The sequence below is a fragment of the Enterococcus villorum genome (assembly GCF_007990225.1).
Classification (GTDB): Bacteria; Bacillota; Bacilli; order Lactobacillales; family Enterococcaceae; genus Enterococcus_B; species Enterococcus_B villorum.
Window position 1 is genome coordinate 1 of record NZ_BJWF01000022.1, and the last position, 17184, is coordinate 17184.

The following is a 17184-nucleotide window of genomic DNA, read 5'->3' on the forward strand; positions in this document are numbered from 1 at the left end:
GGGATCATCGTCTGACATTTCATCTAAAGGTTTTGAATATTGGTGAGTGTCTAACTCAATTCTATGTTTTGCGTGTCTTTTTTTGTCTGGTTGCGTTTCTTCCGATAAAAGGTCAATTTCAAACCTGCTTTCTAAATCTGGTACTTCCCCTAATTCTTTCCCTTGATTTTGGTTCTCTGAAATAAGCATTCCATTTACTATGCTCGATAGTTGAAGCGCATTAGTTACCATCTGGTCTAGTCTCATATCATATCAATCTCCTTTTCATTTCATGCTTTTCACTTATCCTATGAAAAGTAAAAAGCTAGACAAAAAAATCGCACAACTATAAAAACTATTTCATTAATGGAAAACGCTTTTTTCTGAATTTGTTGTCTATAGCGTATCATAAAAACGTTTTCGTATCCATAAGAAATTTCAAGTTTTCTTTTCATAATTTTTCCATTTTCATTCATTTATGTATTGTTTAAATAGATGAGCGCTTCCTTTTCATCGCTTCAAAAAATGACAGATTATGATTATCCTCTCTCATTATTGATGAATAAGTCAGCTTTACGATATCTTAAAAAGCCCTTCAAGGAAGCCACCTTGAAGGGCTTTTAGTTTTCTTTCATTTTTTCTCGTCGTATTTGTTCATTTCTAAAAGTTGGAACGATCGTTTTTAACTAGAATAGAAGAGATAATAAATCTTTATTACTAAAACGAAAAATATAATCTGACACATTAATATCTCGCAATACTTCTTTTATTGCTTCATAGATAAACGGTTGGTTAAGCAAATTTTTCTCCAAGTAGCTGATGTCTTTTTGTCCAAAATAATCACCATAAAAACGGATTGCTGAAATTTTTCCTTTTGTAGTACTCAAACGCACATCAACGATTCCTACATTGGGAATGCGTGTTCGACGACTCAACGTAAATTTTGGTGTTTCTCCATAAATCCAATCTTTTTTCTTTTATTTCTTTCAGTTCATTGACATGATAAACTTCACAAATCAGCGCATCACGGAAATCCTCGATTTTTTCAAATTGAAACGCCGGTTTTAAAAAAGGCTTGATGTTCGTGACCGCTTTACGTACGGATGGAGTAGCTTTAGACTCGATTTTTTCCTTTGAAACTGTCAATATTTTTTCAAGAATCGTTAGATCAACAGCGTACATTAATGTACCATGAGAATATACTCGATTTTTTTTTGTATACATGGCATTTCCAGAAAACTTCATCCCGTTTACATATAAATCATTTCGTCCACCAGCCTTGGCATTTTTTGCGCCCATATTCTTCAATGCTTGCAGAATAGGTGAAACAATGGATTCATAGTCGCCAAATTTTATTGAATTTTTTGGACCAACAAAACTAAAGCTAAGATTACCTAAATCATCATAGACTGCCCCACCTCCTGATATACGCCGCGTGAGTGTCACTTTGTTTTCCCTTAGATAATTTAAATCAATTTCTTCATACACATTTTGATTCCTGCCAATAATCACACTAGGCTTTTGAATATAGAGCAAAAAAAGGGAGTCTTCACTCGTAAAATGATTCATCAAATACTCTTCTGTTGCTAAATTCCTACGGATATCTTGACTTTCCATTATATGATAGCGCATAAATAGACCTTCTAACTTTTTCGTTTTTCCTATCATCACTTTTATAGAAAAAAAAGCAAGAAATTTGCAACGATTATTTTTATAAGAAATACTATCTTTAATATTTTTTTCATTTTAATTGCTCAGCCATTTTCAGAATGCTAGAACAATATCCTCTGTTTGTTCTTTACGTTTCTGTTCTCACTTTAACTATTTTGAAATTCAGGAATAACATTGCGCCTTAGTCTCCAATTATTAATTCATATACCATATTTCTGCTATTCAACTTCCACACAAAAGAACCATTTGTTTTTTTAGTTTCAAGGAAATACATTAGAATACATGATATAATCATCGAGACAGTAAAGTTTAATGACGGTGGCAACTTCAAAAAAGGTGGGGGTGCTTATGTTGGTAAGTGCTAAAATCAATGAAAGGAGTAGCCTTTTGTTCGCATATGAGACAATTCAAACCATTCTCGCCTTTGGTATGTTTACCATGACTTTGATTGGTTTGGTTGTGTCTTTGCTTAAACACGACAAAAAGAAATAGCCGTCACTTTAGCGTGATACACTCCCCATAAAGTAGACACTAGAAATAAAAAATCTAGTTAAACTTTATAAGGAGTGTATTTTTTATGACCATGAATAGAACTGATTTTGATACCAGAGTATTTCTAGTTAATGAAGTTATAAAAAACGGAAAAACCGTTACTACTGTTGCGAAAGAAAATAATCTGAATCGAGGAACTTTATCAGACTGGGTTAGAAAGTATAAAAAGTCTGGTCCCGAATCTTTACAACCGTATAGAAAAAAGTATAGTTACACATATCAAGAAAAGATAGCAGCGGTTAAAAGAGTTATTTTAGATGGAAAATCTATCCAAAGGACTGTTGAAGAATTTAATATTTCTTCAACGGCTGTTTTAAAAGCATGGATAAAAAACTATAATAGGCAGAAAGAACTCAAAACTACAGGGAGTAGGCTTTCAACTATGAAAAGTAAAAAAACATCTAGGAAAACATCCATACAAAAACGACTAGAAATAGTTCAATATACAATAGCTCATAATTATAACTATCAAGCAGCCATTAAAAAATATGGTGTTTCTTATCAACAGATTTATACATGGATTAAAAAATATAATTCTAAAGGAATTCAAGGATTACAGGATAAGCGTGGCAGAAATCAAATCATTGAAGAGTTATCAGAAATAGATAAACTAAAACTGGAGAACAAAAAATTAAGAGACCGTAATGAATTTTTAGAAATGGAAATTGATATTGAAAAAAAGTTACAAGAGCTCAATCGGAACAAAAAAACTTTTCATTAAGCTACAAAGAAAGTTATTATCAAACGATTTTAGAGCTCCATACAACAAAAGGATATAAGATAAAAAATCTTTGTGATTCAATAGGAGTAAGTCGGAGTGGTTACTATAAGTGGTTAAATAAAGAAAAATCAGTACAGGAAATCAAGATTGAGAAGTTAGCATTAGAGATTAAAAGAATCTTTGAAGAATCAGACAAAACCTTTGGTGTTGTGCGTATTCAATGTGCCTTAAAAAGAGAACTCGATATAAATATCAGTTCTAAAAAGGTTCGTCGATTAATGAGAACTATGAATTTATATCCTGAAATTCGTAAAAAACGATCTGACTGGGTTAGAATAGTTCCAGAGCATACGTTTGAAAATGTGATTAGTCGAGATTTTGTAGCATCTAAACTTAATAAAAAATGGTTTACTGATGTTAGCTATTTGTTTTATGGTAATCATCAAAAAGCGTATATAAGTGCCATTATAGATAGATATGATTTAAGTATTGTATCGTATGTATTTAGTACGAAAAATGATAACAAGCTCGTGATGGATACTGTAAAAAAAGCCTTAGAATTAAATCCTGAAGCAACACCTATAATTCATAGTGATAGAGGGTTTCAATATACATCTAATGAATATAATTTATTAAGTAAGAGTTCAAATTTCACTATAAGTATGTCTCGAGTCAGTAAGTGCCTGGATAATCAGCCTATTGAGTCTTTTTGGGGTGTTTTAAAATCAGAATATTATTATCGATATAAATTTCAAACTTTAGATTCACTAGAAAAAGGAATTGAAAAATATATAGAATTCTATCAAAACAAACGATATGTCCCTAAATTTAATGGATTAACCCCACTAGAATTTAGAAAAATAGCTATATAAAAACTCCTAGAATTAATCTAGGAGTAAATATTTTTTTATTTACCATGTCTACTTGACAGGTAGTGGTTCAAGCAGAGTACTAGCTATTTCTTTTTGAAATACGATTAAATTTGCCACCGTCTTTAGCGGTGCTGTCAATAGGGGAATTGTTAGCGCAATTCCTCTTTTCATCATTCATTATAACTTATTCTGATTAAACCGTGTCATCTTTCGTAACAAAAAGCCAAAAAATAAGCGCCATTTTACATGGCGCTTCACTTACCTTTAAATAAATATTTCTCTATCTAATCCATTTGATATCATGTAATGGATAGTAGACAAACCGAGCTTTTCCCAAAATATCCGCTTCTGTGATCGTACCAAATGAGCGACTGTCTTTTGAGACTCGTCGGTTATCTCCCAGAACAAAATAGCTTTTGTCAGGTAATTTCGTGTTATTGGTCAATTCATCAAGTGTAAAATCTGTTGTATACGGCATGCTTTCATGATCCGATTTCTGATTCTTCGTTAAGAAAGGTTCTTTGATCACTTTTCCATCCACTTTCAATTGGTCATTTTCATAGCTAATTGTTTCTCCTGGTAACCCGATCACTCTTTTGATATAAATCGTTCCATCTGCTAATTGAAATACAACGACATCAAACCGTTTAATTTCAGAAAATTTTTCCATCATAACCATGTCCCCTTGTTTCAAGACGTTCTCCATAGAATTTCCTACCACTGGAACCGGAATAAAGAGAAAACCTCTCAAAATGAATGCAATAAAAATAGAACAGATTATATATTTAATTATAAGCCAGAAACGGTCTATATAACGTTGTTTTTTTGTCAATACCCATCAGACCACCCTTAAAATTCTTGTTCATTATCTATTATAGAAAAAAAAAACAAAAAATGCGACTAGATAACCACATTTTTTTCTTCTAGGAGGATGAGTAAGAGTTGATAACCTTATCAACGAGACTTTCATCATGTTTTTTACGTGAGGTGTACACTTTAAAGCACATTCTTTGATTTTCTATTTGAAAAACCTCTAGAATTTGCGTCGCTTGACACAAATTCTAGAGGTTTACACACTTTGTTTAAGCTACTTGGAATATACTATCTCTCGTTGTTTAAAAGCTTTCTTTGATTTTCTTCTATTGTTATTGGTAGCCATGCTTGCTAGTTTGTCAGAAAAGCGTTGCTTTTCTGACACATTTCTTCTATTTCTTACGTTTTCCGAGTTATTAACAAGTCTTTCATATTCCTCGAGATACTTATTAGCTACAGAAGAGCGTATTTTTCCTTCTTTTAAAAGCACGACTATAGAGTTTTGCTCCTTAATCATTTCAAATCGTAGATCATTTTTTCACTCTCTAATCTTGAAAGTTCGTTATCCTGTCCCTTACTAAGGGTATCAGAACAGCCTATTTTTTTACAGTGTTCCTTTATTTCTTTAATTTTCTCGTCAAGCTCGACTGAGATTTCTTCATACTTTTTTAGAATAAGTGTTTCTTGTTGAGCTGAATAGGATTTCTGTGTTTCTACAGCCTTTTCTACTGCATTTTCCACTTTTTTACAATCGGCTATAAGATGAGCGACACGTTTTTTTGTTTTTTCATGAGCTTTAATTCATGATTAAGTTCTTCAACATATTCTTGAGCCTCTGCACTGTTTTCTACCCTATTCCGTCTTAACTTGTTGTTAACCTTTTTCCTATCCTTTTTAATCTTAACTTGAATTTTATGTACCTTAAAACTTAGCCCAATGAATTTCTTGCATAATCTTTGAATCTTATTAAGATTTGTTTCTGATATCTTATTTCTTGGGAGGTTATTCTTCATGTTCTCTTTGAATTCGTTAACCTTTCCCTCTACTTTCTTAATACGGTTCTTTATTTTTTTAATTGCATCTGAATATAAATGAGCTTCTTCAGGTCTGTAAGCAGAATATGGATGCCTTGGATCATTATCTTGCATTTCACCTAACTGATTTGGCAATTGCTGAGCCTCCTTCTCAGTTCTGTGTTTTTCGTGGCTTTTTGAATGAGATTGAACTTCATCAAGTAAATTGCTGATTTCCTTCCTATATTCTGGTTCTTTGCCTAATTCATTTTCTTGTTTCTGGCTCTGATCATGGATTTGACCATTCAAGAACGTTTGTCCAGCAAATTCTCCGAATACACGAAGATAAAAGAGTAATAATTTTTTTAGTCCCATACGATCTTATGCTCCTTTTAATTAATTTAATGCTTTTCACTTATTCCTAGAGAAAATAAAAAGCTATACAGAAAAAAAGTGCAATAACTATAAAAACTATGGCACCAAAAGAAATCGCTTTTATCTATTGTACATGTAACTTAACACAAAAACAATTTAATATCTATACGAATAACCAATTTAGGACAATAGTTTTGTAGAAAAAGCCCTGTTTAGAAAGACTTCATTAGTTTTATATTAAGTTCTCTTTTTTTGACAACTTTTACAAAAAAATAGTACAAGAGCAGAGCTGTGAAAAAACGAGTCAAAAAAAAGGATAGTTTTTTTGTTAGTTTTCCCATTGAAAACGCAGCCCAATTGTTGATTTTTTTGGAAATTATTCTTCAAAAAAAAAATGAAGAATGTTCAAACGAACAAGCAAGTGCAATAATTTGAGAAGACACCTTCTAGATGATGTTACTCACATCTTAAAAGACAAAGAACTTGCTGACAGCAAAGAAACCAATGTCACATTGATTCTCTTTCGCATAGAAAATGTGGATGCCGTGAAGAAATTTGTAGAAATTGCCAAAGAAAATGATAGTAGTTACAAGTGGTATTGGGCAATCCAAAAGAAGAAATATTTTCTCTTGACGTCCAAAATTTAAGCGGTAATACATTGAAACCTTTATGGATGAACATGTAGGAGCATGGAAAAATCCTTCATTTTTCAAAAAAAAACAAGCCAGAACGTTTATTGTCATGGCTTATTTTCTTTCGATTAAAACTTTTATCTGTGAACCTTCTAAACAAATCATCGCTAAATTGTTTTTTCATAGCCCTTAGTAAATAGCAGCTACAGTGTTGCTTATGCACTTAATCGTAAATTTTACCAATTGATTGGTGAAATCATTCGATACCAATCATGACTAATGATAATTTTAGTAGAAGATAACCTTTTTTGCTAATTTGATTTTCAACTAAACAGTGTTTATTACTTTGTTCTAGACTTGATATTTTAACGATTATTTTCTATATATTTTTCCCATACTTCATCGAATATATCCATTGAGGACAAATAGTCAACGTTTAATTCAAGATAATCCGAAATCTCTTCGTAACTGGTACTATATTTAGGGAATTGGATATCCTTTCCTGCTTCTGTAGCAAAAGCAGAAAGTGGATCTTCTAACTTCCCACCCCGAAGTGTCATTAAGTAATGATAAAAGCTTCGATTCACAATGTTTCCTCCCAATTTTCTTTTAAAAAAGCGGCTCTTCTCGCATGATTTCGTTCATAATTTTCTGGATTTTTTTTATAATAATCTTGATGTTCCGGCTCAGCTAAGTAAAATGGTTTTGCTTCTTCAATCGTCGTAACGATTGGCTGTGCAAAGCGACCGCTAGTCGCTAAATTCTTTTTACTTTCTTCTGCAATTATTTTTTGTTCATTTGTTGTGTAAAAAATAACGGGTCGATAGTTCTCCCCACGATCCTCAAATTGACCAAAAGCATCAGTAGGATCCGTCTGTTGCCAATAGATTTCAACCAATTCTTGGTAAGAAATTTTTTCTGGATCATAAATGATCTCCACAGCTTCTGTATGACCGGTCGTTTTTTCTTTGACTTGTTTATAAGTTGGATGCGGTACATGTCCTCCTGTATAACCAGACATAATCGTATGAATCCCTGGTAATGTATCAAAAGGTTGAATCATGCACCAAAAACATCCGCCTGCAAAAATTGCTCGCTCCATTTTATAGCCTCCAATCCCATCATTTTTTCTCTGTTGAATTTGTATTTTCCTCAACATTTTTTGGTAAGTACAAACTAACGCGAATATCATCATTGACTAGATCAATTTTATCAGCTCGAATATACATACCGTTTTGCATTCGAAATTGATCTAAACGAAGCATAATTGTTAAGTCATCGGTATTTATTTCAATCCAATCTGGCAGTTTGTAGTTTCGCTTGATCATATTCATTACATCTTTGATCGGCAAACTTAATGTCCCTATTGAAAGGCTTTTTGCCTTCAATTGAACATTGCCATTTTCCATCACATACGGATCAAAGTAAAGATAAAAATTAACAGGAAAACCTAATACTTTAAAAGTACCATTTAACAGTGCTTCATTTTCAAGATAAAATTTGTAAGAAATGTCTTGGTCTTTTTGATAGTTCGATAAGAAAAAACTAATCATCTGATTGACTTTTTCTTTATTCGTATTGATGGTTAAGACAGGTTCCCCTTGCCTTTGAGTGATTGCTGGAACTTCTGCGAATTTTGGCTCACGATTTGCGAAAATACGTGTACCTAAAAAAATACTTGATCCAAGGACTACTCCTAGAAGAATCAAAAAAGCCCACTTCCAATAATTTTTATTTGTCACTTGTGTAGAAGTTTTTTTTGAACGTTTATCCATTTCTATTCGTCCTCCTTCGACAACCATTGTTCTTGTGTCTCAATCAATTTGTCTCGCACTGCATTTGCCATTAGCTGGTAGCCTAAATTATTGGGGTGGAAATGATCTTCTTCGTATAAGACATTATTTTTCGCACTGGAGGAACTTTCATTAGTATTTGATTGGTCTGTTGTTCCTTCAGTTACTCCCACCTGTTGATTTAACCCTTGATACAATAAATCATTAATTGGGATAAAATAGCATTCATCAAAATTTTTGACGATGGATTCAGTTCCAGCATTCCAATTGTTTACGATGGTTTGCATGTCAGTTATCTCAGGAAAATTCAAATAAAAAGGATTATAAATACCTAGTATATAGATAGGTGCATGATTGTTTAATGATCGAATTTCTTCAATTATTTTTTTTACGTTTTCTTGATAATTTTTTAAAGGTTTTTTAAATGACTGAACACTGATTCCAAATAAATCATTTTGAATGACTTTCATTAAATCATTGCCACCAACAGTCAACGTGATAAAATCAGCAGTTTTAATATTGGATTGGATTGTTTCTTTTTTCTTCATTCGTTTTAAAATCTGATCGCTTCGTTCTCCGTTTACACCATAATTTTCAATTTCCACCGCTGTCAGATCGTAACGATCCTTTAAATCATTCGCTACTAATGGAACAAAACCACCTTGTTTTGTTTGGTCTCCTACTCCTTCAGTTAAAGAATCACCAATAGCCACGTAATGGATTTTTTCCTTTTGGTCTGTTCGTGGGCTAACAGTTGCTACTGGTTTCAATAATGGTTCAGCTTTAGGTATCGACAACGTTAATCCTGTATAAACAAAAATAGCGATAAGTATCGGGAACAAAACGAGCAATAGCTGTCGTTTTGTTAATTTCATGTTTTTCACCTCATCTTATTCGATTGTTTCTTATATTATCAAAAATTTATATAAAAAGGTAGTGTTTCTGAAAAAAATAAGAATTATTCCAAAGAAAAAGGATAAAACCAATGGTAATAAACCATTGATTTATCCTTTTCACTTAATCAACATAATACATAATCGCAAATGCGTTTTTTCCTGTATGAGTAGCAATCACTGGATTGGTGTGTAGAATGGGAATATGCATGTCAGGAAATAACTCCTGCAATCCCTCTTTGAACTCCTGAGCAAGTTCTTTGGCATCAGCGTGAGAGATACCAATTTGTTGAACGTTAGGCAGTTCTTTTAATTCTTTTTTTAGATTATTGAACCACTTGTCAAACGTTTTCTTTCCACGTCCCTTAGCTACTGGAACTAATTCACCATGTGTAAAGTTCATCACAGCGCGAATATTTAAAACACTTGAAAGTAAGCCAGTTGCTCGACTAATACGTCCGCCTTTTACCAAATTATCTAAAGTAGAAATACCAATATATAACTTTGTGTTTTCTTGGACTTTTTTTACTTCTTCAAGTATTTCCTCTGTACTTTTTCCTTCTTTTGCTAATTCTGCTGCTCGAATCACTTGAAAAGATAACCCTTGATCAGTCGTGTCACTATCAATAACTGTTACTTTTGTTTTTGTTAAATGACTGGCTTGACGTGCAGCTTCGACGGTACCGCTAAGTCCCTTTGTCATATGGATAGAGATGACTTCGCTACCATCTTCTCCAAGAGTATCATACATGGAAATAAACTCTCCGATGGGGGGTTGACTTGTTTTGGGTAATGCTTTTGCTTGAGCCATCATCTCCATGAATTTCTCTCCACCCAGCTGATCATCATCAGGATATACAACGCCATCAATCATTATCGCTAATGGCATAACATGGATATTTAAATGATCTCGTACGCTTTTTTCCATTGTACAAGAGGAATCTGTTACAATTTTTACGTTTGTCATACTGTCTCACTCTTTCTTTAACAAGATGCCTGTTCATTACTAACATAAACATCAAGACAATTTCTTTTTTTAGTATAACAGACAACTAAGGTTTTTTCATTAAATACCTCTAGAAACGAAGCCGTTTTCATCAAAATAACCCTTTTGATTATTCCTATGAGAAAAACCCTCCTGAAAAGAGCATCAACTTACTTTAAAGAGTAAGCCATTTTAACTTTCTTCTTTGTTTTCTTTTCTTTGGTATGTTTCAAATTGATAGGCGTAAGGATTTTTTTCGTCTATTTCGCCCTGACTAATATTAATCAGTGACCATTGATTCCAATCAATTTCTGGAAAATACGTATCTCCCTCAAATGAATGATGAATAACCGTCCGATATAAAATCGTACAAAATGGGAGAAATTCTTTATAGATTACTGATCCTCCTGCAACAAATAAAATACCGTCGTTTTCCTTCGCATAGCCTAAGACTTCTTGAACATCATGCATCACGAGGACATGATCCGCTTGGTAGTTTCGATCTCTGGTCATTACAATCGTTTGACGATTCGGCAAAGGACGGCTTCCCATTCCTTCAAATGTTTTTCTTCCCATCACCAAAGTATTTGCTTCAGTCATTTGTTTAAAAAATTTCAAATCATTCGGTAGTCGCCAAGGTAGTCGCTCCTCTTTGCCGATTAATCCATTTTCATCTTGTGCCCAGATTGCAGCTAGCATATACTCATCCTTTCTACTTCTATACTGCGATTGGTGCTTTGATTGATGGATGCGGATCATAGCCTTCTACTTTGATATCATCCATTTCAAAATCAAAGACAGATTTTTTTTCTGTATTTAAAACCAATGTAGGAAAGGCACGTACTTCTCTAGAAAGCTGTTCCATCATTTGTTCTACGTGGTTTGAATATAAGTGAGCATCTCCTAAGGTATGGATAAATTCTCCTACTTCTAGTTCAGTTTCATGAGCAATCAAATGCGTCAATAACGCATAACTTGCAATATTAAAAGGAACGCCTAAGAACACATCCCCACTACGTTGATAGAGCTGACAACTCAAACGACCGTCATGAACATAGAATTGGAACATCGTGTGACAAGGTGGTAAAGCCATACTAGGAATATCTTCAGGATTCCATGCCGAGACAATTAATCGTCTTGAATCTGGTGTTTTTTTGATTGATTCAATAACCTCTTTGATTTGATCAATAAAACCACCTTCTTTTGTTTCCCAATGACGCCATTGATAACCATAAATGTGACCTAGATCGCCATACTTTTCAGCAAACACATCATCATTTAGTATTCTTTCACAAAATAATTGACTTTGTTCCTTATAGCATTTATTAAATTCAGGATCAGTTAAACTTCGATGACCAAAATCTGTCATATCTGGTCCCTTGTATTCATCGCTTGTAATATAGCGTTCAAATGCCCACTCATCCCAAATATGATTGTTGTTCTGTAAAAGATAGCGGATATTGGTATCTCCTTTTAAAAACCACAGCAATTCGCTTTTGATTAATCCAAAAGGAACACGTTTTGTCGTTAGTAAGGGAAACCCTTTTTGTAAATCAAAGCGCATTTGATAACCAAAAATACTACGTGTCCCTGTACCCGTTCGATCACCTTTTTCATGTCCTTCTTCCAATAATTTCTTACCTAGATCAAGATATGCTTGTTCCATTCTAATCCTCCTAGTCTTCTACCCATTCGCTTAAGTATTCCCAACGAGCCATTTTTTCTTCTAATTTATTTTCAGCTTCTGAAACTTCCGTTTGTAGTGCTTGGAGTTTCGTAAAATTGTCCCCTTGATGGTTCATTTCCTCTTGCAATTCTGTTATTTTTTCTTCTATCTCAGCAATTTCATCTTCAATTGTTTCCCATTCTTTTTGTTCCATGTAAGAAAGTTTTTTCTTATCTTTAGGGGTTACTTTTGTCTCCGCCTTGGTATGTTCCTTTTCAGTGATAGCCGTTGTTTCCTTTTGTTTTAGCAAATAGCTCGACATATTTCCATAATACAATTCTTGCTTTGCATTTCCTTGGAAAATAAGTAATTTATCCGCCACTTTATCCAAGAAATAACGATCATGAGAAACAGTAATAACTGCTCCTGGAAAACTCTTAAAATAATCTTCTAAGATCGTCAAAGTGGCAATATCTAAGTCGTTTGTCGGCTCATCTAGCAGTAAAACATTTGGTTGTTGAATCAACAATTTCAATAAAAACAAACGTCTTTTTTCTCCGCCAGAAAGTTTCTTGATCAACGTTCCATGCATAAAACGAGGAAACAAAAATCTTTCCAACAGTTCAGCTACACCAATTTGTCCGCCATCCACTGTTTTTGCTTCTTCTGCTGCTTCTTGCAGATAAGCAATCATTCGTTTTTCTGGATCCATTTCTTCGTTTTCCTGTGTGTAATAAGCAATGCGGACGGTTTCTCCTACTATAAGCCTTCCTTGGTCTAAAGGTATATGGTTAGCTAGGAGATTCAATAAAGTAGATTTTCCAGCTCCATTTTTCCCTGTTATTCCTAGACGCTCTCTCGATTGAATCAATAAGTCTAAATGATCAATTAATAGTTTACCGTCAATAGAGTAACTGCCATTTTTGATTTCCAATACTTTTTTACCTAAGCGTTTAGTTGCAATATTTAGTTCTAAGTCTTCTTCATGATTCACTTGATACAAGTTTTCCTTGAGGTCTTCAAAACGATTGATACGCGCTTGTTGTTTGGTTCCACGGGCTTGAACTCCCGCTCTCATCCAAGCTAATTCCTGTTTATAAAGTCGTTTGCGTTTTTCTTCTTGTTCGATTTCTATGCGGTCTCTTTCTGCTTTTTCCAAAATATAAGCTTCATAGTTTCCTTTATATTCATGAAGTTTACCAAAAGAAAGTTCAAAAATTCGATTGGTTACTCGATCTAAGAAATAACGGTCATGGGTAACCATCAATAATGCCCCACGATACTGTTTTAGATAATTCTCTAACCATTCGATTGCTTCATAATCTAAGTGGTTGGTTGGTTCGTCTAGTAGCAATAAATCTGGTTCATCAATTAAAACCTGGGCTAAACTTACGCGTTTCTTTTGTCCACCAGACAGTGTGCTAATTGTTTTATCTAATTCATTGATTCCTAATTTTTGTAAGATGATTTTTGCATTCGTATCTGTGGACCATGCGTCATCTTTATTCATTTGCTCTTCTGCCTTCGCATAACGTTTTTGATTGCTTTCATCTTCACCATTTTCAGCTAAAGCAATCAAGGCTTCTTCATACGCTCTAACGGTACGGATTAGCGGACTATTTCCTTGAAATACAGCTTGAAGAACTGTCAATTCATTTGGAAATTCCGAGGTTTGTGAGAGATACCCGATTCGATAATCATTTGGATAAAAAACGCTCTGACGATCCCCATCTCCACTATCGATTCCTGCCAAAATATTTAATAAACTTGTTTTACCTGTTCCATTTGTTCCGATCAAACCAATTCGATCTTTTTCGTGGATCATAAAACTAATTGTTTCAAATAAATTTTTTTCACCATACGTTTTTCTGAGGTCAGTTACTTTTAGTTCTTTCAATACATTCCCTCCTCATCTTGGTTATTGTATCATAAAATAATTTAATTACAGATGTTTTTCTAATAAAAGATATGTGAGTCGAAATGATGTTAACTTTAGTTCAAAACAAAATAAAAGAGTAGCACAATATCAAAATAGTATTGACGTTGTGCTACTCTTTTTCAATTTTTTATGATTATCCTTTATACAGAAAATTATTTCGCTTTTTTAATGGTAATTGAACGTTTCTTTGCACGTATTGCAAATCGGAATGAAAAGTCATCCATTGGTTTATTCATTGTGTATGACTCAAGTAAGTTAATATTTTTCCGATAATTATTTGCAGAAAAAGTGGTGATTTTCTCTGTTTCCTCATATTCATCGACAATTTTACGTTCTAAATAATAGCCACGTAACATTTTCTTAGAATAAAGACTATCTTGTTGAATCATCCAAGCAGAGATAAGGTTACCAGAAGCCATTTTTATACCTTGAATCTTTCTTTGCTGGATAAAAAAATCCACCATTGTACCATCATAAACGTCTGTTAAATTTTCCAGACTTTCAATAATTAGTTGCGTATTTTTTTGATAAGTTTCACGAATTTCCTGAATGTCTTTTTCCGAAATTAATGTTTGGCGATCGGATTTTTGTCGTTGCCAAAACATTTTAGGATGGAGAACGATTCGGATCAATCGGCGAACAAAAATAAACCAGAAGCCTATAAAAGAAAGAAACTGACTCGTGATTGAATGTTCGAAGTTTGAAAGAAACCGTGAATAAAAACGATAACCATTTGAAGAAAGTTTACCCGAGCGATAACTTTCATCTACTCCATCTCGTTCGATTGATAAGATCAGTCCTTGAATTTCTTGGACTTCTTGTTTTTCATCCCTTGTTAAATCTTTTAAGTAGAGGTCGCGTATACGATCCTGATAATTTTCAATCACAGCTTCTGTGGCTAAATATTCTTTTGAATCTTTTTCTAAAGTTTTGATTTCAGCTTTTAAAACTTCTACCACATCTTCTAAGATCATCAAAGCATTTAAATCTGTTTTTGCCGCTTCTTCTGTTTCTGTCAACATCGGTAACACGAGGATCCCTACGATCAATGTGACTAAAATGACTCCAGCAGTCAAAAACAATAAAAGCGAGCGTTGATAAAAAACCATGCTATTAATTGAAAAAGGCAAAATAAAAATCGTAGCCAAACTAACGGTTCCTTTTACTCCCCCAAAAGTTAAAATCAAAATTTCATTCATTTGTTCCTTTACTTTTTTCCCTTTATTTTTAAACAAATAAAAGAGACTAATTGAAACAAATCGAATCACGAATAACATCATCGAAATCAACAAAATTGTTAGTAAAAGCCACCAATTTGAATAAAGACCATCGCCCCATACCGGAGAAAAAACTTGAGTTAATTCGATTCCTAAAAAAATAAACACTAAAGCATTTAATGTAAATGCGATAGTTGTCCAAGTACTATTGGACAAACTTGATAATTCCGCATCAAATACCGATATTTTTCTAAAACCAGAGGCTTGTAATATTCCAGCTGCCACTGCAGCAATAATTCCTGAAACATCCACAACTTCTGCTAAAACATACGCCAAAAACGGTAATAATAACTCAATCAATAAATAACCCGTGACATCTCTTGCCGAAGCTTTCTCAATCAAATTAATTACTTTTCTTTTGACCCATACAAGTAAAAAACCTACTGCGGCTCCACCTATACTTGAAAATACCAAAGTCCATCCTGCTTGGACAGCAGAAAATGACCCAGTCACCAACGCTGCCAGAGCAAACTGAAAAGCAGTAACTCCAGATGCATCATTTAAGAGTCCTTCTCCTTCTAAAATATGCATCGCCTTTTCTGGTACATTTACTCGTCCAGACAAGGAACTGACAGCTACTGCATCAGTCGGGCCAAGTGCTGCCCCAAAAGCAAAACAAGCAGCTAAAGGGATACTAGGTAACAAAAATGATAACGTGGCTCCTACTCCGACTAATGTCAGGATCACCCCACCGAAAGCCAAAAATAGAATCGTGTCAAAGTTTTTAAGGATCGATGAAACATCGGCTTTTTCGCCTTCACGAAAAAGCAATGGCGCAATGATCATGACCAAAAATAATTCTGGTTCAAAGTTGATCGATTGTCCCCATTTGGTTAAACCTAAGATAATTCCAAGAAATATTTGAATTAGTGGAGCTGGAATCATTGGTAAAATGCGACTAGCTATGTTAGATAAAGTAATCGTTACTGCAAATACGATCACTAACTCAGCAAATTCCATGGCCTATCTCCTTTATTTTTTATTTTGAGCGAGTACCTTTAGAAATTGCTCTTTCTTTTTCAATATTTTATTTTCTACTACTTCTGCTTGAACAGCATTCCCTTCTAATTCACACTGTACTCGTTTCGACTCTAAGCGAAGCAGATCATGTTTTAACCGTTCAAGTTGACGAAACATGAGAATATTTCTTCTACGTAGTTTACAAAGTATTTGGCGACGGTCTTCCATAGAAAACTCACCATAGCGATCATGCAACAGTTTCTTTTGTTCATCAAAACTCTTTCTCATTTTTCAGATCTCCTATACGCAAACTTCGTCAATCGTCCCAAAACAGTGCTCGATGAAACCTCTTCTTATGTTAAGTGTAGCAATTTTTACATAAGTATAGAGACCTACAAAGAGAGATAAGTTTGCTTAAATTTCAGAAACTCATTCTATTCCAAAATCCGAAAAATATCAAGTACCAAAAAAAGCTAAAAAAGGAGCGGAAATAAAAATAGACGCTCCTTTCTTAACATTATCTTAAATTTTATCTATTCGAAAAATTCACCATAAATATCTTCTACCCGTTGATCTGGATTGATGACAATATATAAGTTCCCAGTTTTTTCACTGATTTTAGTCGACTGGTATTGATTGTCCAAGCCTTCTGTTCCTTTATCAAGATAAGGGAAATAAACAAGGTCTGGTGTACCATTACGATAAAGGATTTCCATACGTTCAATGTCTTCATATTTCAATGCACGGTTAAACATCCCCATTTCTAGTCCACCCAAATTAATATCGTGGGTAGCTACGGAATCTCCTTCATGAAAAATTTCGATTTTAAAACCAGCACATGGATGAATTTCCATAAATTCACTACCATTAATACGACCAAAACTAGTGGTAATTTGTTTAATCCATAAATCACCGATATGTCGACGATTAATTGTCCAAGTTTCGCCGTTTCGGAAATAAAATTTTAGCGCTGTCATTTCTTTACTCATAAAAAAATCTCCTTTTTGACGTCTTTATTCTAGTTCCTTTTTAGTTTAGCATAA

Annotated in this window: 18 protein-coding genes and 2 pseudogenes; 4 read left to right on the forward strand and 16 right to left on the reverse strand. The window is 33.7% G+C overall.

The window, feature by feature from the left end; genetic code table 11:
* Both EVI01_RS08550 and lplA read right to left on the reverse strand, forming a co-directional pair.
* Positions 1-246 (reverse strand): annotated as a pseudogene (locus EVI01_RS08550) (hypothetical protein); the annotation flags it as partial.
* Between the two features lie 419 nt (positions 247-665).
* A pseudogene (gene lplA / locus EVI01_RS08555) lies at positions 666-1611 on the reverse strand (lipoate--protein ligase).
* Positions 1612-1998: 387 nt separating this feature from the next.
* Here lplA and pepG1 point away from each other — a divergent pair.
* From pepG1 to EVI01_RS08570, 3 genes are all read left to right on the forward strand, one after another.
* Positions 1999-2142 carry a type I toxin-antitoxin system toxin PepG1 gene (gene pepG1, locus EVI01_RS08560; protein ID WP_010751246.1) on the forward strand — a complete coding sequence of 48 codons (144 nt, stop codon included), beginning with the start codon at positions 1999-2001 and terminating at the stop codon, positions 2140-2142.
* A gap of 85 nt (positions 2143-2227) precedes the next feature.
* Positions 2228-2923, forward strand: a complete 696-nt coding sequence (locus tag EVI01_RS08565) for a helix-turn-helix domain-containing protein (protein WP_010751247.1) — start codon at positions 2228-2230, stop codon at positions 2921-2923.
* Between the two features lie 26 nt (positions 2924-2949).
* Complete coding sequence (locus tag EVI01_RS08570) at positions 2950-3795, forward strand: IS3 family transposase (protein WP_146811612.1); 846 nt, start codon at positions 2950-2952, stop codon at positions 3793-3795.
* A 280-nt stretch (positions 3796-4075) separates the two neighbouring features.
* On the opposite strand, the gene lepB is transcribed toward EVI01_RS08570, so the two are convergent.
* The 3 genes from lepB to EVI01_RS08585 form a co-directional block, all read right to left on the reverse strand.
* Positions 4076-4627: a signal peptidase I gene (lepB, locus tag EVI01_RS08575; protein ID WP_025480658.1), complete on the reverse strand. Its 552-nt coding sequence runs from the start codon at positions 4625-4627 to the stop codon at positions 4076-4078.
* Positions 4628-5121: 494 nt separating this feature from the next.
* Positions 5122-5349 (reverse strand): hypothetical protein, encoded by a 228-nt coding sequence (locus EVI01_RS08580; RefSeq protein WP_025480659.1) that lies wholly within the window; start codon positions 5347-5349, stop codon positions 5122-5124.
* Positions 5350-5363: 14 nt separating this feature from the next.
* Complete coding sequence (locus EVI01_RS08585) at positions 5364-5996, reverse strand: hypothetical protein (RefSeq protein ID WP_010751251.1); 633 nt, start codon at positions 5994-5996, stop codon at positions 5364-5366.
* Positions 5997-6427: 431 nt separating this feature from the next.
* Here EVI01_RS08585 and EVI01_RS14105 point away from each other — a divergent pair, with 431 nt between their 5' ends.
* Positions 6428-6643, forward strand: coding sequence for a hypothetical protein (locus EVI01_RS14105; RefSeq protein ID WP_244150157.1), 216 nt, complete (start codon positions 6428-6430; stop codon positions 6641-6643).
* Between the two features lie 350 nt (positions 6644-6993).
* Here the strand turns inward: EVI01_RS14105 and EVI01_RS08595 are convergent, their stop codons facing one another.
* From EVI01_RS08595 to EVI01_RS08645, 11 genes are all read right to left on the reverse strand, one after another.
* Positions 6994-7215, reverse strand: coding sequence for a YozE family protein (locus EVI01_RS08595; protein ID WP_010751252.1), 222 nt, complete (start codon positions 7213-7215; stop codon positions 6994-6996).
* The gene (gene msrA, locus EVI01_RS08600; protein ID WP_010751253.1) at positions 7212-7730 is read right to left on the reverse strand and encodes a peptide-methionine (S)-S-oxide reductase MsrA; all 519 of its coding nucleotides are present in this window, start codon (positions 7728-7730) and stop codon (positions 7212-7214) included. Before msrA ends, EVI01_RS08595 begins: the two co-directional genes overlap by 4 nt.
* A gap of 19 nt (positions 7731-7749) precedes the next feature.
* On the reverse strand, positions 7750-8403 hold the full coding sequence (locus EVI01_RS08605) for a YpmS family protein (protein WP_081185136.1): 654 nt from the start codon (positions 8401-8403) through the stop codon (positions 7750-7752).
* A 2-nt stretch (positions 8404-8405) separates the two neighbouring features.
* Complete coding sequence (locus EVI01_RS08610) at positions 8406-9296, reverse strand: SGNH/GDSL hydrolase family protein (protein WP_010751255.1); 891 nt, start codon at positions 9294-9296, stop codon at positions 8406-8408.
* A 142-nt stretch (positions 9297-9438) separates the two neighbouring features.
* Positions 9439-10281, reverse strand: a complete 843-nt coding sequence (locus EVI01_RS08615) for a DegV family protein (RefSeq protein ID WP_010751256.1) — start codon at positions 10279-10281, stop codon at positions 9439-9441.
* A 210-nt stretch (positions 10282-10491) separates the two neighbouring features.
* Positions 10492-10998: a dihydrofolate reductase gene (locus EVI01_RS08620; protein WP_010751257.1), complete on the reverse strand. Its 507-nt coding sequence runs from the start codon at positions 10996-10998 to the stop codon at positions 10492-10494.
* Between the two features lie 19 nt (positions 10999-11017).
* The gene (locus tag EVI01_RS08625; protein WP_010751258.1) at positions 11018-11965 is read right to left on the reverse strand and encodes a thymidylate synthase; all 948 of its coding nucleotides are present in this window, start codon (positions 11963-11965) and stop codon (positions 11018-11020) included.
* 10 nt (positions 11966-11975) lie between these two features.
* Positions 11976-13862, reverse strand: coding sequence for an ABC-F family ATP-binding cassette domain-containing protein (locus EVI01_RS08630; RefSeq protein WP_010751259.1), 1887 nt, complete (start codon positions 13860-13862; stop codon positions 11976-11978).
* A gap of 194 nt (positions 13863-14056) precedes the next feature.
* On the reverse strand, positions 14057-16141 hold the full coding sequence (locus EVI01_RS08635) for a cation:proton antiporter (protein ID WP_010751260.1): 2085 nt from the start codon (positions 16139-16141) through the stop codon (positions 14057-14059).
* Between the two features lie 12 nt (positions 16142-16153).
* Complete coding sequence (locus EVI01_RS08640; protein ID WP_010751261.1) at positions 16154-16429, reverse strand: hypothetical protein; 276 nt, start codon at positions 16427-16429, stop codon at positions 16154-16156.
* Positions 16430-16674: 245 nt separating this feature from the next.
* Complete coding sequence (locus tag EVI01_RS08645; protein WP_010751262.1) at positions 16675-17130, reverse strand: hypothetical protein; 456 nt, start codon at positions 17128-17130, stop codon at positions 16675-16677.
* Positions 17131-17184: the final 54 nt, after the last annotated feature.